At 63.9% G+C, this 19,259-nt stretch carries 18 protein-coding genes; 9 read left to right on the top strand and 9 right to left on the bottom strand.

All coding sequences use genetic code 11. From position 1 onward, the window contains the following. The first annotated feature begins 3 nt into the window (after positions 1 to 3). The 7 genes from KY465_RS13940 to KY465_RS13910 all read left to right on the top strand — a co-directional run bounded on the left by KY465_RS13940 (position 4) and on the right by KY465_RS13910 (position 7,500). A complete protein-coding gene (locus KY465_RS13940) occupies positions 4 to 339 on the top strand; it encodes a 2Fe-2S iron-sulfur cluster-binding protein (protein ID WP_219202344.1) in 336 nt (111 codons plus the stop codon). A gap of 72 nt (positions 340 to 411) precedes the next feature. Further along, the gene (locus KY465_RS13935; RefSeq protein ID WP_219202342.1) at positions 412 to 1,305 is read left to right on the top strand and encodes a LysR family transcriptional regulator; all 894 of its coding nucleotides are present in this window, start codon (positions 412 to 414) and stop codon (positions 1,303 to 1,305) included. 105 nt (positions 1,306 to 1,410) lie between these two features. Continuing rightward, positions 1,411 to 1,875, top strand: a complete 465-nt coding sequence (locus KY465_RS13930) for a formate dehydrogenase subunit gamma (protein WP_219202786.1) — start codon at positions 1,411 to 1,413, stop codon at positions 1,873 to 1,875. Beyond that, complete coding sequence (locus KY465_RS13925) at positions 1,872 to 3,440, top strand: formate dehydrogenase beta subunit (protein WP_219202340.1); 1,569 nt, start codon at positions 1,872 to 1,874, stop codon at positions 3,438 to 3,440. The genes KY465_RS13930 and KY465_RS13925 overlap by 4 nt, the downstream gene beginning before the upstream one ends. A 3-nt stretch (positions 3,441 to 3,443) precedes the next feature. After that, positions 3,444 to 6,329, top strand: coding sequence for a formate dehydrogenase subunit alpha (fdhF, locus tag KY465_RS13920; RefSeq protein ID WP_219202339.1), 2,886 nt, complete (start codon positions 3,444 to 3,446; stop codon positions 6,327 to 6,329). Positions 6,330 to 6,334: 5 nt separating this feature from the next. After that, complete coding sequence (gene fdhD, locus KY465_RS13915) at positions 6,335 to 7,231, top strand: formate dehydrogenase accessory sulfurtransferase FdhD (RefSeq protein ID WP_255561674.1); 897 nt, start codon at positions 6,335 to 6,337, stop codon at positions 7,229 to 7,231. Next, positions 7,228 to 7,500 (top strand): formate dehydrogenase subunit delta, encoded by a 273-nt coding sequence (locus KY465_RS13910; protein ID WP_428983010.1) that lies wholly within the window; start codon positions 7,228 to 7,230, stop codon positions 7,498 to 7,500. Before fdhD ends, KY465_RS13910 begins: the two co-directional genes overlap by 4 nt. Positions 7,501 to 7,929: 429 nt before the next feature. On the opposite strand, the gene KY465_RS13905 is transcribed toward KY465_RS13910, so the two are convergent. From KY465_RS13905 to KY465_RS18720, 9 genes are all read right to left on the bottom strand, one after another. After that, positions 7,930 to 8,403, bottom strand: coding sequence for a YbaK/EbsC family protein (locus KY465_RS13905; protein ID WP_255561725.1), 474 nt, complete (start codon positions 8,401 to 8,403; stop codon positions 7,930 to 7,932). Positions 8,404 to 8,462: 59 nt separating this feature from the next. Beyond that, complete coding sequence (locus KY465_RS13900; protein ID WP_219202337.1) at positions 8,463 to 9,281, bottom strand: MBL fold metallo-hydrolase; 819 nt, start codon at positions 9,279 to 9,281, stop codon at positions 8,463 to 8,465. After that, on the bottom strand, positions 9,278 to 10,078 hold the full coding sequence (locus tag KY465_RS13895) for a TatD family hydrolase (RefSeq protein ID WP_346432642.1): 801 nt from the start codon (positions 10,076 to 10,078) through the stop codon (positions 9,278 to 9,280). Before KY465_RS13895 ends, KY465_RS13900 begins: the two co-directional genes overlap by 4 nt. A 3-nt stretch (positions 10,079 to 10,081) precedes the next feature. Beyond that, positions 10,082 to 11,623, bottom strand: coding sequence for a methionine--tRNA ligase (gene metG / locus KY465_RS13890; protein WP_219202335.1), 1,542 nt, complete (start codon positions 11,621 to 11,623; stop codon positions 10,082 to 10,084). Positions 11,624 to 11,727: 104 nt separating this feature from the next. Further along, the gene (locus KY465_RS13885) at positions 11,728 to 12,741 is read right to left on the bottom strand and encodes a DNA polymerase III subunit delta' (protein WP_219202334.1); all 1,014 of its coding nucleotides are present in this window, start codon (positions 12,739 to 12,741) and stop codon (positions 11,728 to 11,730) included. A gap of 2 nt (positions 12,742 to 12,743) precedes the next feature. Beyond that, positions 12,744 to 13,418, bottom strand: coding sequence for a dTMP kinase (tmk, locus tag KY465_RS13880; protein ID WP_219202333.1), 675 nt, complete (start codon positions 13,416 to 13,418; stop codon positions 12,744 to 12,746). 30 nt (positions 13,419 to 13,448) lie between these two features. Beyond that, complete coding sequence (locus KY465_RS13875) at positions 13,449 to 14,606, bottom strand: D-alanyl-D-alanine carboxypeptidase family protein (RefSeq protein ID WP_428983008.1); 1,158 nt, start codon at positions 14,604 to 14,606, stop codon at positions 13,449 to 13,451. 94 nt (positions 14,607 to 14,700) lie between these two features. Then, a complete protein-coding gene (locus tag KY465_RS13870; protein WP_219202776.1) occupies positions 14,701 to 15,777 on the bottom strand; it encodes a septal ring lytic transglycosylase RlpA family protein in 1,077 nt (358 codons plus the stop codon). A gap of 177 nt (positions 15,778 to 15,954) precedes the next feature. Beyond that, positions 15,955 to 16,128 carry a hypothetical protein gene (locus tag KY465_RS18720; protein WP_255561672.1) on the bottom strand — a complete coding sequence of 58 codons (174 nt, stop codon included), beginning with the start codon at positions 16,126 to 16,128 and terminating at the stop codon, positions 15,955 to 15,957. Between the two features lie 531 nt (positions 16,129 to 16,659). On the opposite strand from KY465_RS18720, the gene KY465_RS13860 reads away from it, so the two are divergent. Both KY465_RS13860 and KY465_RS13855 read left to right on the top strand, forming a co-directional pair. Further along, entirely contained in the window at positions 16,660 to 17,796 is a 1,137-nt protein-coding gene (locus KY465_RS13860; protein WP_219202329.1) for an anhydro-N-acetylmuramic acid kinase, read from the top strand. Positions 17,797 to 18,009: 213 nt separating this feature from the next. Further along, positions 18,010 to 19,185 carry a mechanosensitive ion channel family protein gene (locus KY465_RS13855; RefSeq protein ID WP_255561671.1) on the top strand — a complete coding sequence of 392 codons (1,176 nt, stop codon included), beginning with the start codon at positions 18,010 to 18,012 and terminating at the stop codon, positions 19,183 to 19,185. The last annotated feature ends 74 nt before the right edge of the window (positions 19,186 to 19,259 follow it).

Here is a 19,259-nt window from a genome sequence, read left to right as displayed (position 1 = left end):
CGCATGCATATTTTTGTCACCGACCGCGAGGGCGCGCGCCACCGCCTTGAAGCTCTTGAAGGCTTTCGGGTCATGGAGATCATTCGCGACTGGGGTCTGGATATCAAGGCGGAATGCGGCGGGGCCTGCGCCTGCGCCACCTGCCATGTCTATGTCGATGATCAATGGCATGGCCGGCTTGCGCCGCTGGCCGAGGAGGAGGAAGACATGCTCGACAGCGCCTTTGATGTCGAGACCAATTCTCGCCTGTCCTGCCAGATCCTGATGAGCGAAGAGCTCAACGGTCTCGAGCTGCGCCTGGCGCCCGGCACCGGCAAGGAAGACCGCGAGGCGGCGTGACACACGCTTTATAAGCGCCGCAGACGGACGGCGCCGCTTGCCTGCCGCCCGCACTCCTGTCACCTTCGCGCCATGATCGACAAGCTCGAATTCTTCCTCGTCCTGGCACGCGAGCGGCATTTCGGCCGCGCCGCCGAGGCCCTCGGCATCACGCAGCCAACCCTGTCGGCGGCGCTCCGGCAACTCGAGGACCAACTGGGTGTCAGCCTTGTCGAACGCGGGTCGCGCTATCGCGGCCTGACCCCGGAAGGCCAGCGCGTGCTTGAATGGGCCCGCCGCATCGTCAGCGACGCGCACACCATGCGCGCCGAGATGCGCGCCGCCCATCATGGTCTCTCCGGCCTTGCGCGCCTTGCCATCATTCCGACCGCGTCGGCCATGATTTCCGAGATCACCACGGCGCTGGCCGCCGCGCATCCGGATCTGCGCCTGTCGGTGACCACCTGCACGTCCGCCGAGATCATCGCGCGCATCGAGAATTTCGAGATCGACGCCGGCGTCACCTATCTCGACCGCCATCCGGAAGGGCGGATCGTCACCGTGCCGCTCTACGCCGAGCGCTATCAGCTGATTACTGCGCGGCAGCGCCCGTTGGCGGCGCGTCAGTCGGTCAGCTGGGCGGAGGTGGCCCGTGAGCCGCTGTGCCTGCTGACGCCCGACATGCAGAACCGCCGCATCATCGATCAGCATCTCGCCGAAGCCGGGCAGCCCGATGAGCCGACCCTGCAGTCCAATTCGATGATCGTTCTGCTCAAGCATGTGGCGACCGGCGCCTGGTCCTCCGTCATGCCGATCAACCTGGCCGAAACCCTGGGGGCCGGCGAGGCGATCCGTGCCGTGCCGATCGTCGAGCCGGATGCCGCCCATCGCGTCGGCATGGTGGCGCTTGAACGCGAACCGCACCCGCCGATCGTTTCGGCATTGCTGCATCAGGCGCGGGTCTTCGCCGAAAAACATCATTCTTGATAGAAGTTATCTATCGAGCGACGCCCTCGACCCGCTTGATCCTCGTCCAAATTCCTCGCACAACGGGCCAGGGACAGGGAGGAAGACGTGGCCGCAGCAGACGAGATCCAGAGCGCGCAACAGGCAACGGCGCGCGCCATTGCCGGGGCGCACAGCCACCGCGAAGGGGCGCTGCTGCCCATCCTGCACGCCGTGCAAGAGGAGTTTGGCTGCATCCCGCCGCAAACAATTCCGGCGATCGCCGATGTGCTTAACCTGTCGCGCGCCGAGGTGCATGGCGTCGTCTCTTTCTATCACGATTTTCGCGACACCCCGGCCGGCCGCCATGTCGTCAAGCTGTGCCGGGCCGAAGCCTGCCAGGCGATGGGCGGTGCCGCGCTCGCCGAGCAGCTGCTTGAGGATCTCGACACCGGCTGGAGCGGAACCACCGCCGATGGCCGGCTGACGATCGAGCCGGTCTATTGCCTCGGCCTGTGCGCCTGCGCCCCGGCGGCGATGATCGACGAGAAACCGCATGGCCGGCTTGATGCGGCGCGCCTGACAACCCTTCTCAGCGAGCTGGCACCATGAGTATCACCCTCTATGTCCCGCGCGATTCGGCGGCACTGGCCGTCGGCGCCGATCAGGTGGCCGAACGCATCCGCGCCGAAGCGTCCGCGCGTGGCGTTGAGATCAGCATCATCCGCAATGGCTCGCGCGGCATGATCTGGCTGGAACCGCTCGTCGAGGTGGAAACCGACGAGGGCCGTCTGGCTTACGGCCCCGTGACAGCGGATCAAGTGCCAAGCCTGTTCGACGCGGGTTTTCTCACTGGTGGCGATCACCCTCTGGCGCACGGGCCGACCGAGGACATTGCCTTTTTCAAGCGCCAGACGCGCCTGACATTTGCGCGCTGCGGCCTGACCGATCCCTTGTCGCTGGCCGCCTATCGCGCCCATGGCGGTCTCGTCGGCCTCGAGCGCGCCCTGACGATGACGCCGGAGGCGATTCTCGAGACGGTGACCCAGTCGGGGCTGCGAGGACGCGGCGGCGCCGGCTTTCCCACCGGCATCAAGTGGCGCACCGTCTACGAGGCGCAAGGCCCGCGCAAATACATCGTCTGCAATGCCGACGAGGGCGATTCAGGCACCTTCTCCGACCGCATGATCATGGAGGGCGACCCCTTCCTGCTGCTTGAAGGCATGATCCTCGCCGGCATCGCCGTTGGGGCCGAGAAGGGCTATATCTATCTGCGCTCCGAATATCCGCACGCCATCGACACGATGAACCGTGCGATAAGAATACTTAAAGATAATAATATCTTGGGAGATGATCTTCTCAACGCACATAAGGCTTTTGATGTTGAGGTGAGGGTGGGCGCCGGCGCCTATGTCTGCGGCGAGGAAACTGCATTGCTCGACAGTCTCGAGGGCAAGCGCGGCGTTGTCCGCGCCAAGCCGCCGCTGCCCGCGCATCGCGGCCTGTTCGGCTGTCCGACGGTCATCAACAATGTCATCTCGCTCGCCAGCGTTCCCATCATCTTGGCGCAAGGCGCCGATTTCTATCGCGATTTCGGCATGGGCCGGTCGCGCGGCACGATCCCGATCCAGCTCGCCGGCAATGTCCGTCATGGCGGCCTTTTCGAGGCCGGCTTTGGCATGACGCTTGGCGAGATCATCGAGGAGATCGGCGGCGGCACGGCGAGCGGCCGGCCGGTCAAGGCGGTGCAGGTCGGCGGTCCGCTCGGCGCCTATTTCCCGCCCGCGCTGTTCGATACGCCGTTCGACTACGAGGCCTTTGCCGCCCGTGACGGACTGATCGGCCATGCCGGCATTGTCGTGTTTGACGACAGCGTCGACATGCTGGCGCAGGCGCGTTTCGCCTTCGAATTCTGCGCCATCGAGAGCTGCGGCAAGTGCACGCCATGCCGCATCGGCGCAGTGCGTGGTGTCGAACTGGCCGACAAGGCGCAAAGCGACATTGCCGCCAGCGGCGATCCGGCACCGCACTATGCTATAATGCGCGATCTCTGCGAGACGATGAAGTTCGGCTCGCTCTGCGCCCTGGGCGGCTTCACACCCTATCCGGTGCTCAGCGCCCTCAATCATTTCCCCGAGGATTTTTCCGGGGAACCACGCAGACAAGCGGCGGAGTAGGCCATGACCGTGATCAAGGAAACCGACTTCGGCACCCCGGCGGTTCATGCCGCCACCACCGTGCGGCTGACCATAGACGGGCGCCAGATCGATGTCCCGGCCGGCACCTCGCTGATGCGGGCAGCCGCCGAGGCCGGCATCGAGGTGCCCAAACTCTGTGCCACCGACATGATCGACGCCTTCGGCTCCTGCCGTCTCTGCCTGGTCGAGGTCGATGGCCGTCGCGGCACACCCGCCTCCTGCACCACCCCGGCGGAAGAGGGGATGGTCGTGCGCACGCAGACCGATCGCCTGAAGGGTCTGCGCCGCGGCGTCATGGAACTCTACATTTCCGATCACCCGCTCGACTGCCTGACCTGCGCTGCCAATGGCGATTGCGAATTGCAGGACATGGCCGGCGCCGTCGGCCTGCGCGAGGTGCGTTACGGCTATGACGGCAGCAATCACGTCACACCGCGCGACACCTCGGGAGAGACCAATCCGCTCTACCGGCCGCAGGATCAGAGCAATCCCTATTTCACCTATGACCCGTCCAAATGCATCGTCTGCTCGCGCTGCGTGCGTGCCTGCGAGGAGGTTCAGGGCACCTTTGCGCTGACCATCGAGGGCAGGGGCTTCGGCTCGCGCGTCGCCGCCGGCATGAACGAGGATTTCCTCTCCTCCGAATGCGTCTCCTGCGGCGCCTGCGTGCAGGCCTGCCCGACCGCCACCCTGCAGGAAAACTCGGTGATCGACATCGGTCTGCCGGAACATTCAAAGGTGACGACCTGCGCCTATTGCGGCGTCGGCTGTTCCTTCAAGGCGGAAATGCGCGGCGAGGAAGTGGTGCGCATGGTGCCCTGGAAGGACGGCAAGGCCAATCGCGGTCATTCCTGCGTCAAGGGCCGCTTTGCCTGGGGCTACGCCACCCATCGCGACCGCATCCTCAATCCGATGATCCGCGAGAAGATCACCGATCCCTGGCGTGAGGTCAGTTGGGAGGAGGCTTTTGCCCACACGGCGCGGGAATTGCGCCGCATCCAGCATCAATATGGCCGCGAGGCGATCGGCGGCATCACCTCATCGCGCTGCACCAATGAGGAAACCTATCTGGTGCAGAAACTGGTGCGCGCCGGCTTCCGCAACAACAATGTCGACACCTGCGCCCGCGTCTGCCATTCGCCGACCGGCTACGGGCTTGGCCAGGCGTTCGGCACCTCCGCCGGAACTCAGGATTTCGACAGCGTCGAGGACACCGACGTGATGATCGTCATCGGCGCCAATCCGACCGATGGTCACCCGGTGTTCGCCTCGCGCATGAAAAAGCGCCTGCGCCAGGGCGCGCGGCTGATCGTCATAGATCCGCGCCGCATCGATCTGGTGCGCACACCGCATGTCGAGGCCGCCCATCATCTGCCCCTCAAACCGGGCACCAACGTCGCCGTGCTGACCGCGATGGCGCATGTCATCGTCACCGAGGGCTTGTGCGACGAGCGTTTCATCCGCGAGCGCTGTGACTGGTCGGAATTCGAGGACTGGGCAGCATTTGTCGCCGAGGAGCGCCACGGACCGGAAGCCACCGCGGCCTATACCGGTGTCGATGCCGAAGCCCTGCGCCAGGCCGCGCGGCTGTTTGCCACCGGCGGCAACGGCGCCATCTACTACGGTCTCGGCGTCACCGAACACAGTCAGGGATCGACCGCCGTGATGGCGCTCGCCAATCTGGCGATGGCCACCGGCAACATTGGCCGGCGCGGCGTCGGCGTCAATCCGCTGCGCGGCCAGAACAATGTCCAGGGCTCCTGCGACATGGGTTCCTTCCCGCATGAACTGCCTGGCTACCGGCATATTTCCGGCGACGAAACCCGGCAGATTTTTGAAAAACTCTGGGGGGTGGAGCTCGATTCCGAGCCCGGCCTGCGCATTCCCAACATGCTCGATGCCGCGGTTCACGGCAATTTCCGCGGGCTTTACGTGCAGGGCGAGGACATCCTGCAATCTGATCCCGATACCAAGCATGTCGCCGCCGGACTGGCAGCGATGGAATGCGTCATCGTCCATGATCTGTTTCTCAACGAGACCGCCAACTACGCGCATGTCTTCCTGCCGGGCTCGACCTTCCTGGAAAAGGACGGCACCTTCACCAATGCCGAGCGCCGCATCAACCGGGTGCGCAAGGTGATGAGCCCGAAAAATGGCTATGCCGACTGGGAGGTCACGCTGAAACTGGCCGAAGCGCTGGGCCTTGACTGGAGCTATCGCCATCCCTCCGAGATCATGGACGAGATTGCCGCGACGACACCGAGCTTTGCCGGCGTCAATTACGCCATGCTCGATCAGAAGGGCTCGGTGCAATGGCCGTGCAATGCGAGCGTACCGGACGGTACGCCGATCATGCATATTGACGGTTTCGTGCGCGGCCGCGGCAAGTTCATCCGCACCGAATATGTCGCCACCGACGAGAAGACCGGGCCGCGTTTTCCCTTGCTGCTCACCACCGGCCGCATCCTGTCGCAATACAATGTCGGCGCCCAGACCCGGCGCACCGCCAACTCGACCTGGCACGCCGAGGATCGCCTCGAGGTCCATCCGCATGACGCCGAGCAGCGCGGCATCCGCGACGGCGAACTGGTGAAGCTCGCGAGCCGCTCCGGCGCCACGGCGTTGCGCGCCAGGATCACCGACCGTGTCGCCACCGGGGTCGTCTACACGACCTTCCATCATCCCGACACCCAGGCCAATGTCATCACCACCGACTACACGGACTGGGCGACCAACTGCCCGGAATACAAGGTCACCGCCGTGCAGGTCTCGCCGGCCAACGGGCCGACCGACTGGCAGCAGAGCTACAGCGCCCAGGCCGAGGCTGCGCGCCGCATTGCCGAGCCCGAAGTCGAGCCGGCGGAGTAGGGCGCTTGCCAGCCGCCTCCAAAAGCCAGGACATCAGTTCAGCGGATGCCGCCCGGCCACTGCCGTACCGGCGCGTTCGCCACGGCTCTGTGCTGCCCGAAGCGCGCCGCGACCTGCCGGATGAGTGCGCCGTGGCGCTCTCCTTCAACGGCACGACCCAGGCGGTGATGATGGCCACGCCGCAGGATCTCGCCGAGTTTGGCGTCGGCTTCGCGCTCAGCGAGGGCATTGCCCTTGCGCGTGCCGACATCGAGAGCATCGAGGTCGTCCAACTCGCAAATGGGTTCGATGTGCAGATGCGCCTCGCCGAACCGCGGCATCAGGCTCTGACTTCGCGCCGCCGCACCGCGCTGGGTCCGGTTGGCTGCGGCCTTTGCGGCATTGAATCGATCGCCGACGCGCTGCCGGCCCTGCCGCCGCTTGCAACGGCGAACTGGCAGCTGCCGGCGGATGACATTGCAGGAGCAATTGCCGCACTGGGGCAGGGACAGGCTTTGCGCCAGCAGGTTGGCGCCGTGCATGGCGCCGGCTTCTGGCAGCCGGGAAGAGGCCTGCGTTCAATCCGTGAGGATGTCGGACGCCACAATGCGCTCGACAAGCTGATCGGCGCCGTCGGCGCCACCGGAGAGGATCTTGCCAGCGGCGCAATCGTCATCACCAGCCGCGTCTCGGTCGACCTCGTGCAAAAGAGCGTACGCGCCGGTACGCCGATGCTGATCGCCGTGTCGACACCGACAGCCCTGGCAGTCGACGTCGCGTCTGCCGCCGGCCTGACGCTGATCGCTCTGGCGCGCCAAGACAGTTTTGAGATCTACAGCCGGCCGGACCGCGTCGCCACGAGCGCTGTCGCGCACGCCGTCAGCGACCCCCAGAGAAGCGATACCGCAGGACCGACGCCATGATGCGCCCCGATAAGCTGGTCTACATGGCCAACCAGATCGCTGGTTTCTTCAAGAGCCAGCCAGTCGAGACGGCAGCCGCCGGCGTCGCCGAACACATCAACAAGTTCTGGGAACCACGCATGCGTGCGCAGCTCGCTGAACTGACGGACGCACACGCTGCTCAGTTGCAGCCGCTGGTGCGCGAGGCCATGCCGCTGATCCGGCGGCCAACCGAGACACACGGTGCAGACGTACCATCGTCCGGATCACCGTCCAGTCCATCACTGTGAGCCGCGCCGCGAGATGCCGCGTCGCAGGACCGCATTGACCGCATAATCCTCAGGGCCTGACCGGCGGCGCGTGCCGAGTGAACACCGGTCCGGTGGAAGACAAAGCCGCGCCGAGAAAATGCATTGCCGGGTAGAGTGAGGGCAACTTCCGGGCCGAGGCAAGGCAGAGGCGTTCTGAGGGAAGTGCCAAGGACAACGCGCGCGCAGACCTGTCATCGGCAAAACCACCCCCGAACAGACTGGGTACAAAGATCGCATAAGATAGATTATGGAACTAATGGAGCCATGCCGACATGTATGGATGGCTGTCCGGACGACTCGGCGTTGCCCCAACATCGCCGAGCAAACCGTCTCACATTGGCGAGGAAGTCTGCTGCAATATCAGAGAGCTGCAGAAATATCCTGACCCACGTTCTCAACCAGACCGGCTCACGCCACCTTGAGGATTTGCGCGCCGGTCGCCCCGGCCAGCGCCTGCGGCTCGACACGAAACACGCTGTCCGGCCGGCCAGCCGCCGCCCAGACCTGATCATAGGACAGCAGCGTTTCATCCATGTAGATCGGCAGCGCCTGCAGGTGACCGATCGGCGCCACACCGCCAATCGCAAAACCCGTCTCATCGCGCACCCGCCGGCCGTCACACCGCTCGAGATCGAGGCCATGCGCGGACTTGATCTGTGCCAGATCGGCATTGTGTGCGCCCGAGACGAGAAGCAGCACAAGCTCTTTGCTCGCCGCATTCTGGAAGATCAGCGATTTGACAATCTGCGCCGGCGTACAACCGCAGGCCGCCGCTGCTTCTTCGGCGGTGCGCGTCGACTGCGCCATGCGCCGCAACTGGATCGACAGCCCAAGCGTTTGGGCGCTGGCGGCAACTCGCGCGATCGATGACCCGGCCGGCAACGTCGCCGGATCGAGATCCTGTCCGTTATTCTCGTTTACGGCATTCTCGTTCGTGGTGCTCACAATTCCACCTCATAGTCGAGTGTCAGCCCGTCATAGCCCGGCTGCACATGCTCCGGCGTTTCCTCGAGAACCGTCTGGTAGTCAAGCGGTGTGTGCATATGCGTCAGCACCGCATTCCGCGCCCCGAGCTTGTCCACCCACCACAGGGCCTGGTCGATCGACAGATGGCTCGGGTGTTCACGGTATTGCAGCGCATCGATGATGATCATGTCGAGATCGGCGAGGCGTGCAACTGTCGCCCGGGGAAAATCGCTGACATCACAGCAATAGGCCACATCGCCGAAACGGAACCCCAGCGAGATGATATCGCCATGCTTCTGCACCAGCGGCTGCGCGGTAAGCGGCCCGCCTTCTCCGTCGATGACGATCGGTTTGTCCGGGTCGGCAATCAGCCGCGCCTCGATGATCGGCGGATAGGCGCTGCCCACCGGGGTCTCGAGACAATAGCCGAACGAGGCGCGCAGGTGGCGCAAGGTCGCTGCCTCGGCGTAGATCGGGATCTGCCGCCGCTGCGTCAGGGCAAAACCGCGCAGATCGTCGATGCCGTGGATGTGATCCGCATGCGCATGCGTGTAAAGCACCGCATCGACAGCCTGCACCCTGGCATCGATCATCTGTTCGCGGAAATCCGGGCCGGTGTCGATCACCACCGTGGTCACACCGCCATCCGGACCGATCTGGCGCACCAGGAGAGCCGCCCGCCGGCGCCGGTTCTTCGGGTTGTCCGGGTCGCATTTGCCCCAGTCGCCATTGATGCGCGGCACACCCGGCGAGGACGAACATCCAAGGATGGTGAATTGCCGCCGAACCTTCATGCTGGACGTGTCATCCGGGAAAACAGGCGATAGGCATTGGCCGTGGTCAGATCGCGGATCGACGCCTCGTCGAGATCCAGCGCCTCGCCGAGAATGCGCGCCGTGTGCGCCACATAGGCGGGTTCATTGCGCTTGCCGCGAAACGGCGGCGGCGCCAGATACGGCGCATCGGTTTCCACCAGCAGCCGGTCACGCGGCACCGACCTTGCGATAGCGCGCAACTCCTCGGACTTCTTGAAGGCGACAATGCCTGAAAATGACACATAGCCGCCGAGCGCGACACCGGCATCGGCCAGCGCCTGGCCCGAGGAGAAACAGTGCAGGACGAAGGGAAAGGCCCCCTGCTCCGTTTCCGCCTGCAAGATGGCGATCATATCGTCATCGGCGTCGCGCGCATGGATCACCAGCGGCAGGCCGGTCTGCCGGCTGGCCGCGATGTTGCGGCGAAACACCTCAGCCTGAACATCGCGCGGCGCGTGGTCATAGTGATAGTCGAGCCCCGCTTCGCCGATCGCCACGCATTTGTCATAGGCGGCCAGCGCGACGATTTCGGCGGTGGTGACATCGGCCTCCTCGGCTGCATTGTGCGGATGCGTGCCGACCGAGCAGAAGACCGGCTCATGGGCCTCGCTCAAGGCCTTGATCTGCGCGAATTTCCGCACCCGGGTCGAGATTGTGATCATGCGCGCCAGGCCGGCCTCAGCCGCCCGCGCCAGGATGGCCTCGCGTTCGGCGGCGAAATCCTCGAAATCGAGATGGCAATGGCTGTCGATGATCGGATGCGCCTGCGCTTGCACGGCTCAGCCCTCCGCTGCGGGCTCGATGTAGCGTGGAAACACGCCGGATGGCTTGGGCAATTCGGTGCCCGGGACCAGCGCCTCGCGCACCGAGGAAAACTGCCGCGCCTCCGGCTTGACGGCGACGAGATCGAGCAGTTTGCCGGCGCTGTCGGGCATGAAGGGCTGGATCAGGATGGCCAGCGTGCGGATCACTTCAGCGGTGACATACAGCACCGTGCGCATGCGCTCCGGGTCCGATTTCTTCAGCGCCCAGGGCTCCTGCGCCGCAAAATAGCGGTTGGCCTCGGCGACCACCTGCCAGATCGCGGCCAGCGCCTTGTGGATCTGGCAGGCATCCATCGCCGCCGCCACGGTGATATAAAGCCCGTATGCGGCATCAAGGATCGCCTGATCCTCGCTGGTCGGTGCGCCCTGTTCCGGCACCCGGCCATCGCAGTTCTTGCCGATCATCGACAGCGAACGCTGCGCCAGATTGCCCAGATCATTGGCGAGATCCGCATTGATCCGGTTGACGATCGCCTCGTGGCTGTAATTGCCGTCCTGGCCGAACGGCACTTCGCGCAACAGGAAATAGCGCAGCTGGTCGAGGCCGTACTCTTCGACCATGGCGAACGGATCGACGACATTGCCCTCCGATTTCGACATCTTCAGGCCGCGGTTGAACAGAAAGCCGTGCGCGAAAACATGCTTTGGCAGCTCCAGTCCTGCCGACATCAGAAACGCCGGCCAGTACACGGTGTGAAAGCGGATGATGTCCTTGCCGATGATATGAAAATCCGCCGGCCAGCGCTGCCAGTTTTCCGCCGTCTCATCGGGAAAGCCAAGGCCGGTCAGATAGTTGGTCAGCGCATCGACCCAGACATACATCACGTGTCCATCATTGCCGGGCACCTTGATGCCCCAGTCGAAAGTGGTACGCGAGACGGACAGGTCCTTCAGGCCGGACTTGACGAAGGCCATGATCTCATTGCGTTTTTCGGTTGGACCGATGAAATCCGGATACGCTTCGTAATGCGCCATCAGCCGCTCGGTGAAGGCCGAAAGCCGGAAGAAATAGCTTTCTTCCTCGACCCACTCGACCGGCGTGCCCTGCGGGCCGTACCGCACCCCGTCGCGAAGCTCGCTTTCCTCTTCCTGGTAGTAGGCTTCATCGCGCACCGAATACCAGCCGGAATAGCTGTCGAGATAAATATCGCCATTCGCTTCCATCCGCCGCCAGATCTCCTGGCTGGCGCGATGATGGCGCTCTTCGCTGGTGCGGATGAAGGCATCATTGGAGGCATTCAGCAGATGCGTCATCTTTTCAAACTCGGCGGCATTGCGCGCCGCCAGTTCCGTCACCTCGATGCCCTCCTTGCGCGCCGTCTGCAACATCTTCTGCCCGTGCTCGTCGGTCCCGGTGAGAAAGAACACGTCGAGACCGTCAAGCCGCTTGAAGCGCGCCAGCGCATCGGTGGCGATCAACTCATAGGCATGACCGATATGCGGCCGGCCATTCGGATAGGAGATGGCGGTGGTGATGTAGAAACGCTCGGAACTCATAGGGGCCTCAATGCGGATGTCCGGCACGGCAGGGAAATGCGTGTCCGTCACGCGCCGTCATAGGCGAAAATTCCACGCGATGCCATGGGGGAGCGTGCGGGATATCAGTCGAAAATCACCGAGAAAAGCGTCACCACCGTTTGAAACCGGTCAAGATTGTAGGTCTCGGCGCGGTCAAAATGTTCGGACACGGCGCTAACGCGTTCGGCCTGCGCTGCCGCTTCCGCCGCCTTGCCCTCGGCAGCCAGCCGGCGTGCCCGCTGCTGCAGATGGCTGATGACGTGATCAATGAAGAAGTGATAGGCGATCTCGCGATCCTTGGCGGACAGCGTTTGCGCCAGCTTGTGGATCGTCGCCCGATCATCAATGGCGCCGCTTTGCATGATCCCATCAAACAGGGTGGCGATATCGACGCCGCCATAATTGGCCATCACCAAAGCCCGCGCCACGCTGCCCTCGGTGGCGTCATAGCCGCTCTCAAGGTCAAAGCGCACCTTCAGATGCATCATCGCACTGGCGAGGTCATCTCTGTTCAACGGCTGCAGCGCGAGGCGCATGCAGCGCGAGCGGATGGTCGGCAACAGTCGGCCAGGAACATGCGAGAGCACCAGAAACAGCGCGTGGCGCGGCGGCTCCTCGAGCATTTTCAACAAGGCATTGGCCGCGTTGCGGTTCAGATCATCGGCTGTATCGATCACCGCGATGCGCCAATTGTCGGATCCGGCGGTCTGCTGGAAGAAGCGGCCGAGCCGCCGCACCTCATCGACCGTAATGACGCTTTTCAGTTTTCCGGTCTTTTCATCCTGCGGCCGGCGCAGATGCATGAGATTATGTGAGGCGCCGGCGGCGAGCTGATGCGAGACGGGACTGTCGGGATGCGGGTCGCCAATATCCTCCGGCGCTTGCGCGGGATCCGGGTGGCTGATGATGTGATTGGCCAGCCGGAACGCCAGGGTCGCCTTGCCAATGCCCTCGGGCCCTTCAAGCAGCAGCGCATGGTGTAGCCGGCCCATGCGATAGGCATCGGCCAGAAAGCGTTCGGCGGCACTGTGGCCGTATAATACGGTGTTGCTTTCGGGCGCGATTGCCCCTTCCAGGAGATCCGGCCGCTCCGTCATGCTCAATGGCTCCGGGCGCTGCGCGAGCCGTCATCACCGGTCTGCAGAACGCGATCGACCTCCTCGAGGATCGCCAGCGCCACGGCGTCTTCGCCGAGTGTCCCGTCGATCAGCTTGCAGCGCTGCGGCTCCTTCTGCGCCAGTTCGCGAAACGCTTCGCGCCGCTTCTGATGCATCGATGCCTCTTCCTTCTCGAAACGATCGGGATGCGCCGCCCCGCCCCGCTTTCTGGCGCGTGCAAGGCCGATCTCCGTCGGCACATCGAGGATCAGAGTCAGGTCCGGTGTGACACCATTGACCGCGATGCGTTCAAGATTGGCGAGAAATTGCGGCTCCAGATTGCTCGCAACGCCCTGATACACACGCGTTGAATCCAGAAACCGGTCGCACAGCACGACGGTGCCTTCCTCAAGCGCCGGACGGATGACTTCCTCGACATGGTCGCTGCGCGCCGCCGCAAACAGCATCGCTTCCATGCGCACGCCGAATTCCTCGGCCTGGCTGCTCAACAGCACGTGCCGCACGGCTTCGGCACCCGGTGAGCCGCCCGGCTCGCGGGTGACCAGCACATCATGGCCGCGGCGCCGCAAGACGCTGGCGAGACGGTCGATCTGCGTTGACTTGCCTGCCCCCTCGCCGCCCTCGAATGTGATGAAACAGCCCCTGTCCTGGCTCAATCCGTACCCTTTCTGCTGACCCGACAGCACTCAGTTCCAGAATTGAACCAGTTCGAGCAGCGCGTCCAGTGCCTGGGTATGGATCGGACCTTTTCCGACCGATTGTCCGGCATAAAGCGGCTCGCGACGTGACAGCGTGTCGCCGATATAGATTTCCAGCTCGCCGATCTCATCGCCTTCGACGACCGGCGCCTTCAGCGGCCACTTGTAGCGAACCCGCGCTTTCAGCCGATCGGGATTGGTGATCGGCAGGAAGATATCGACCGCCCCCCTCGCCTTCAGCGGAACGGTGCTTTCACCGCCATACACGCCGGCCTCAGCCACCACTTCGCCTTCAGCGAACATCGGGCGCCGCTTGAAGGCGCGCACCCCCCATTCGAGGATCTTGCGCGCTTCCTCGCGCCGCGCATTCTCGCTCTCAAGTCCGCTCATGGCGAGGAACAAGCGCCGTCCGTCGCGGTCGATCGAGGCGACGATGGCGTATCCGGACGCTTCGGTAAAACCGGTCTTCAAGCCGTCGACACCGATATCGTAGCTGAGAAGCGGGTTGCGATTGCGCTGGCGGATGCCGTTCCAGGTGAATTCCGGCTCGGCGAAATAGGTATAGTAATCCGGATAGGTGACATAGATATGCCGGGCCAGCAGCGCCATGTCGCGCATTGTCACCTGCGCGTCCGGATGCGGCAAACCGGTGGAGTTGCCAAAGCTGGAGTTGTCCATGCCGATGGCGCGGGCCCGCTCGGTCATCTGATAGGCAAAATTCTCCTCCGATCCGGCCATGCCCTCGGCAATGACGATGCTGCCATCATTGGCCGACTGGACAATCACGCCGCGGATCAGATCCTCAAGCCCGATCGCGGAATGAATTTCCGCGAACATCGTCGAACCGCCGGACACCGCGCCGCCGGTGCGCCAGGCATTCTCGGAGACCGAAAACTGGTCATCGAGCGACAATTGCCCATTCTTCAAGGCATTGAAGGCCAATTCGAGCGACATCAGTTTCGCCAACGACGCCGGCGGCACCGGCGTGTCTTCGTTCTTGGCAAACAGGACGGTGCCGGTTTCCGCTTCGATCAGATAGGCTTCGGTGGCGCGCGTTTCGAAAAGCTGCGCTGCGGCCGGGGCGCTGAAGAACAGAAAAATGCTAACAAAAACAAGCCCGAAGGCCTGAACACCGTTCAGTCGCAATGGGTGGTCCCCCTTCAAATGCTGCCGCATCGCCTACGCAGACATTCATAAAGGACTGAAATGAGATTTAAAACCGGTTTCGCAGCGAAACCTCTCACCTGCCGGTCAGGACCCAGTCGAACGGATTCTTGTGGCGAACGACGCGATCTCCGCGATAGGCGAGCCCGATATCGTGAAAATCACCGGCTTCGATGCGTGCCATCGGAGCAATTGCATCCGGGCGCTGCTCGAAGGTCGGGCCGGTCTCGGGCAGCGAGAAGGCGGCGGGCTGCACATCCATCGGCGGAACCAGCGCATTGACCGTGCCGCGATCCATCGAGGCCGCCCGGCCGACGCGATCACCGCGGTGCGCCGGCTTGGCCTGCGCCATGCCGGCAAAGATGCCCTTGCCGCGCAGAGCGGCCAATTGCGGGCGTGGCAGGCCCCAGCGCGCCGATTGTGGCGGTGGCGCCCGACGCGTCGCAGTGGCCCGCGCCGGTTCATCCTGTTCGGCCATCGCCAGAAGGACAGAGCTGTTGTCAGCACCCGTATCGCCGTCGAGCCCGTCCTTGGAACCGCGATAGGAGGCCATCAGATACGGCATGTCATCGCCCTCGACCGGGGCCGGACCGACATATTCGACCCGCACATCCGCAACGCCTTCCCTTTTCATGTCGAGAAGTTCGGCGGCGCGGCGCGAGACATCGATGATCCGGCCATGCGAGAACGGCCCGCGATCATTGACCCGGACCACCACCGAATGGCCGTTTTTCTTGTTCGTCACCCGCGCGTAGCTGGGCAGCGGAAAGGTCTTGTGAGCGGCGGAAAGATGGTACTGGTCGTACACTTCGCCGTTGGCGGTCAGCCGGCCATGAAAATTCGGCCCGTACCAGGAGGCGCGTCCGGCCTTGTTGTAATCGGGATCTTCCTTCGGCGTGTACCATTTGCCACGCACCTTGTAGGGCTTGCCGACAATCGCCCGACCGCCGCCCTTGGGCACCACCTTGCTTGTCGTCACGCGCGGGCTGGCTTCGACACCGTATTCAGCCACCGAAAATTTCGTGGCGGCGGAGATCTCTGCCGAGGCCGTCGCTGTCTCGCTGTCCGAGGTGGACTGGCAACCGCCATTCACCACCGTCAGGGACAGCAAACCGGCCGCGAAGATCAATCGACCGGTTCCGGCCTTCAGCATGTCTGCTTGAATCAATGTTTCGTCCCACTTCCCCGACCGGCTGAAGATCGCAGCGATTGCCCATCGCATGCCGGTGCCGGTCATTCCGTCTATAATAGCGGAAATCGAAATGGGACATCAAGATGGCAGAAATGCGGTCACCCGCCGCAGAGGCCGGTTTCGGCGCTGCCGGCCGCTCTAACCCTCGATGCGCGCCTTGCCGGATTTGCCATCGTCACGATGCCAGCGGACGGTGTTGCCGCCGGTCTTCTCGATGCTGAAACAGGTGGTGCGCCCGTCATACCAGGTCGGCCATTGCTGGCACAGATTGCCACCCTTGACCCACCAGCGTCCGGTTTCCTTCGGCGCCATGAATTTGCCGAGGCCAAGACCCGAGCCGTCGCACTGACCGCGCCGGAACTCTGATAATACAGGGGAAATTCCCCTCCGAAGGGGGTCTGCAGATAGACCTTCTTGCCTGCCACAAGCTGTTTGAGCGCCGCGCCGCTGAGCGCTTCGGCCTGCGCGGCTCCAGCCCACACACATACCGCGGCAACCCCGAACAGCTGCAAGGCGCGAGACAGACGAAAACTTTGCTGTGGATCCGAACTCAACGCCATCGACACTTCTCCAATCTGGCGGTGGACCGCCTGGCCGCGCCCCATGCGCCGCCCGTCAACGACTACGCCGTAACAGGCAGAAAGGTTTCATCGCCGCCTGAAATTTGCGGTCGGAAACGCATTTTTCGTGCGGCCGGATGATTCGCGCCGTCCTTCCGCATCCCAAGCCCCCGCAAGGGCTGCGTCCTTGCTCCGCGCCTTGGCGCTTGCGATAGCTCGAGGCGGAATAACGGGCGCCGGCGCACGATTCGCGGACCGGCGGCAGCAGCGGAGCAGATCGGCAATGGCGATGAAATGGGCAATCGGACTGATGACCGGGACGGTTCTCGATGGCAATATCGATATTGCCATGCTGCAGACCGATGGCGCGCGCATCGCCGCTTTCGGCCCATGGCAATTGGCGCCCTACCCCGACACGCTGCGTGCCGATCTGCAGGCCACGCTCGCCGCCGCGCGCGACTGGCGCTTTCAAGGTCCCGAACCGGCACTGTTTGCCTCCACCGAACGGGCGTTGAGCGAAGCGCAGTCCGAAGCCGTGGCGCATTTTCTCGATCAGCACGGCTTCAGCGCCGGTGACATTGCCGCGATCGGTTTTCATGGCCAGACGGTTCTGCACCAGCGCCCGGGCGGTGACGGCAAACGCGGCCAGACCAGGCAACTCGGTGACGGCGCCCTGATGGCCGAGCGGCTCGGCATCGAGGTGGTCTATGATTTCCGCTCCGCCGACATGGCCGCCGGCGGCCAGGGGGCGCCTCTGTCGCCCATCTATCACAAGGCGATGCTCGAGCGCATCGGCGCCGACACCGGCACCGCCATTCTCAATCTCGGCGGCGTTGCCAATCTCACCTGGCACGATGGAGAACGCCTGATCGCCTTCGACACCGGGCCGGCCAACGCACCGGTGAATGACTGGATTGGGGCCCATACCGGCGCCGAGATGGACCGCGACGGCAAGATTGCAACCAGCGGCAGCGTCGATGCAGACCGCCTCGCGCAATTGCTCGACCATCCCTATCTCAGCGCCGGATATCCGAAATCACTCGACCGTTTCGATTTCCCCTCGTCGATGGCCGATGGCCTGTCGCTTGCCGATGGCGCCGCCACCCTGACCGCCTTTTCGGCGGCCGCGGTCGCCCGCGGGCTCGATCTGCTGCCGCAGCGCTTAACGCGGCTGGTCGTGTGTGGCGGCGGCCGGCGCAACCCGCAACTGATGGCCGAACTGGCGGCCCGCACCGGCGTCAACGTCGTGCCGGCGGAAACGGTCGGCCTGCGCGGCGATGCCGTCGAGGCCGAGTGCTTCGCCTTTCTCGCCATGCGCACACGTGCCGGCCTGCCGATCAGTTTTCCCTTGACCACCGGCGTCCCCGCCCCGCTCGCCGGCGGCCGCATCGCGCTGCCGCCCCGGCTTGTTGCGCCCTGATCGTCGCCTGACTGGCGCTGGTGGGTGGTGGTGGGTGGTGGTGGGTGCTGGTGGTTGCCGGAGGCAATTGCCGCCCTAGCTGCCGGTCTTGACGGCGTCGCAACCCCGCAACTGCGTCTGAGCCGCCAGAATCGAACGCGCCGGTCGGACGCCGGAGCAGGCCGTCAGGATCACTGGACGCATTGAACTTGAAAAAGATCGGGACCCGAATTCATGTTCGCGCTTGAACAGAAACTTGTCGCACTCTTCATGCTCGCCTTCGGCTGGCTGGACGCCATTCCCTCATGGGCCGCCAGCCTGTTGTCGATCTCCGTGCTCCTCTTCGCCGGCGCTGTTCTCGCCCGCCTGATCAACAATCTTCTCACCCGTCTCACGCGCGACGGGACCCTGCTGCAACGCTCGCTGGTGGCACGCAACCAGCGTCCGATCCGCCTGGCGATCTTTGCCGCCGCCCTGGCCCTCGGCGCCGGCGTCGCCGAACTGACAGACCGCCAACTCGGCATGCTCCGGCACGTGCTGGTCCTGCTGCTGATCGTTCTGATCGCCTGGATCGCCCATATCGTGCTGCACATCTGGCTGACCCTGTATCAGCGCCGCTTTTCGCTCGACGCCTCGGACAATCTGCTGGCCCGCAAACACATCACCCAGACCCGCATCCTGCAGCGCGTCGCCAATGTCCTGATTGTCATGATCGCCGTGGCCTGGGCCTTGATGACCTTCGAACCGGTGCGGCAATACGGCGTCAGCCTGCTCGCTTCCGCCGGAGCCGCCGGGCTGGTGGTCGGTCTGGCACTGCAGCCGGTGCTCAAAAACATCTTTGCCGGCATTCAGCTGGCCATCACCCAGCCGATCCGGATCGATGATGCTTTGCTCATTGAAGGCGAATGGGGCAAGGTCGAGGAGATCACCGCCACCTATGTCGTCCTGAAGATCTGGGACTGGCGCCGCCTGATCCTGCCGCTGAGCTATTTCATCGAAAATCCGTTCCAGAACTGGACACGCGAGACCGCATCGCTGATCGGCGCCGTCAGCTTTTTCGCTGATTTCACCATTCCCGTCGCCGCGATTCGCCAAGAGGCCGAACGCATCGCCCGCGCCTCGCCGCTGTGGGATGGCGAGGTTTTCGTGGTCCAGGTCGTCGATTTCCGCGAGACCGTGATGGAACTGCGCATTCTCGTCTCGGCCGCCGATTCCGGCGCGGCTTTCGACCTGCGCTGCGAGATGCGCGAGAAACTGGTCGATTTCATCCAGGCCGAGTATCCCGAGAGCCTGCCGCGCCTGCGCGCCACGCTCGACGCGCCGTCCGGCCCCGATATCGGCGTCTCAACCTCCCCTGCCCGCGCCGCAACGCCAGGCGGACAGAACCCACAGGCAACGGGCGGCACATGAACCGGCGCTGATCGGTTGACGGCAGGCACCCGGCGCAGCTAAATGCTCCGCGCCCGCCCGGCATCGCTTTTCAC

The organism is Neohoeflea coraliihabitans (assembly GCF_019334345.1).
GTDB classification, from domain to species: Bacteria; Pseudomonadota; Alphaproteobacteria; order Rhizobiales; family Rhizobiaceae; genus Pseudohoeflea; species Pseudohoeflea coraliihabitans.
Note: the sequence above shows the minus strand (reverse complement) of the source record. Positions and strands in the feature narration are given on the sequence as shown.

Bases quoted from the DNA above. Each gene is read 5' to 3' on its own strand.
- KY465_RS13885 (WP_219202334.1), bottom strand. From the start codon at position 12,741: ATGACGGAGCGGCCGGATCTCCTGGAAGGGGCAATCGCGCCCGAAAGC.
- KY465_RS13860 (WP_219202329.1), top strand. From the start codon at position 16,660: ATGGCGATGAAATGGGCAATCGGACTGATGACCGGGACGGTTCTCGAT.
- metG (WP_219202335.1), bottom strand. From the start codon at position 11,623: ATGAGTTCCGAGCGTTTCTACATCACCACCGCCATCTCCTATCCGAAT.
- KY465_RS13940 (WP_219202344.1), top strand. From the start codon at position 4: ATGCATATTTTTGTCACCGACCGCGAGGGCGCGCGCCACCGCCTTGAA.
- KY465_RS13900 (WP_219202337.1), bottom strand. From the start codon at position 9,281: ATGAAGGTTCGGCGGCAATTCACCATCCTTGGATGTTCGTCCTCGCCG.
- KY465_RS13910 (WP_428983010.1), top strand. From the start codon at position 7,228: ATGATGCGCCCCGATAAGCTGGTCTACATGGCCAACCAGATCGCTGGT.
- KY465_RS13925 (WP_219202340.1), top strand. From the start codon at position 1,872: ATGAGTATCACCCTCTATGTCCCGCGCGATTCGGCGGCACTGGCCGTC.
- KY465_RS13935 (WP_219202342.1), top strand. From the start codon at position 412: ATGATCGACAAGCTCGAATTCTTCCTCGTCCTGGCACGCGAGCGGCAT.
- fdhF (WP_219202339.1), top strand. From the start codon at position 3,444: ATGACCGTGATCAAGGAAACCGACTTCGGCACCCCGGCGGTTCATGCC.
- KY465_RS13870 (WP_219202776.1), bottom strand. From the start codon at position 15,777: ATGCTGAAGGCCGGAACCGGTCGATTGATCTTCGCGGCCGGTTTGCTG.
- KY465_RS13855 (WP_255561671.1), top strand. From the start codon at position 18,010: ATGTTCGCGCTTGAACAGAAACTTGTCGCACTCTTCATGCTCGCCTTC.
- KY465_RS18720 (WP_255561672.1), bottom strand. From the start codon at position 16,128: ATGGCGCCGAAGGAAACCGGACGCTGGTGGGTCAAGGGTGGCAATCTG.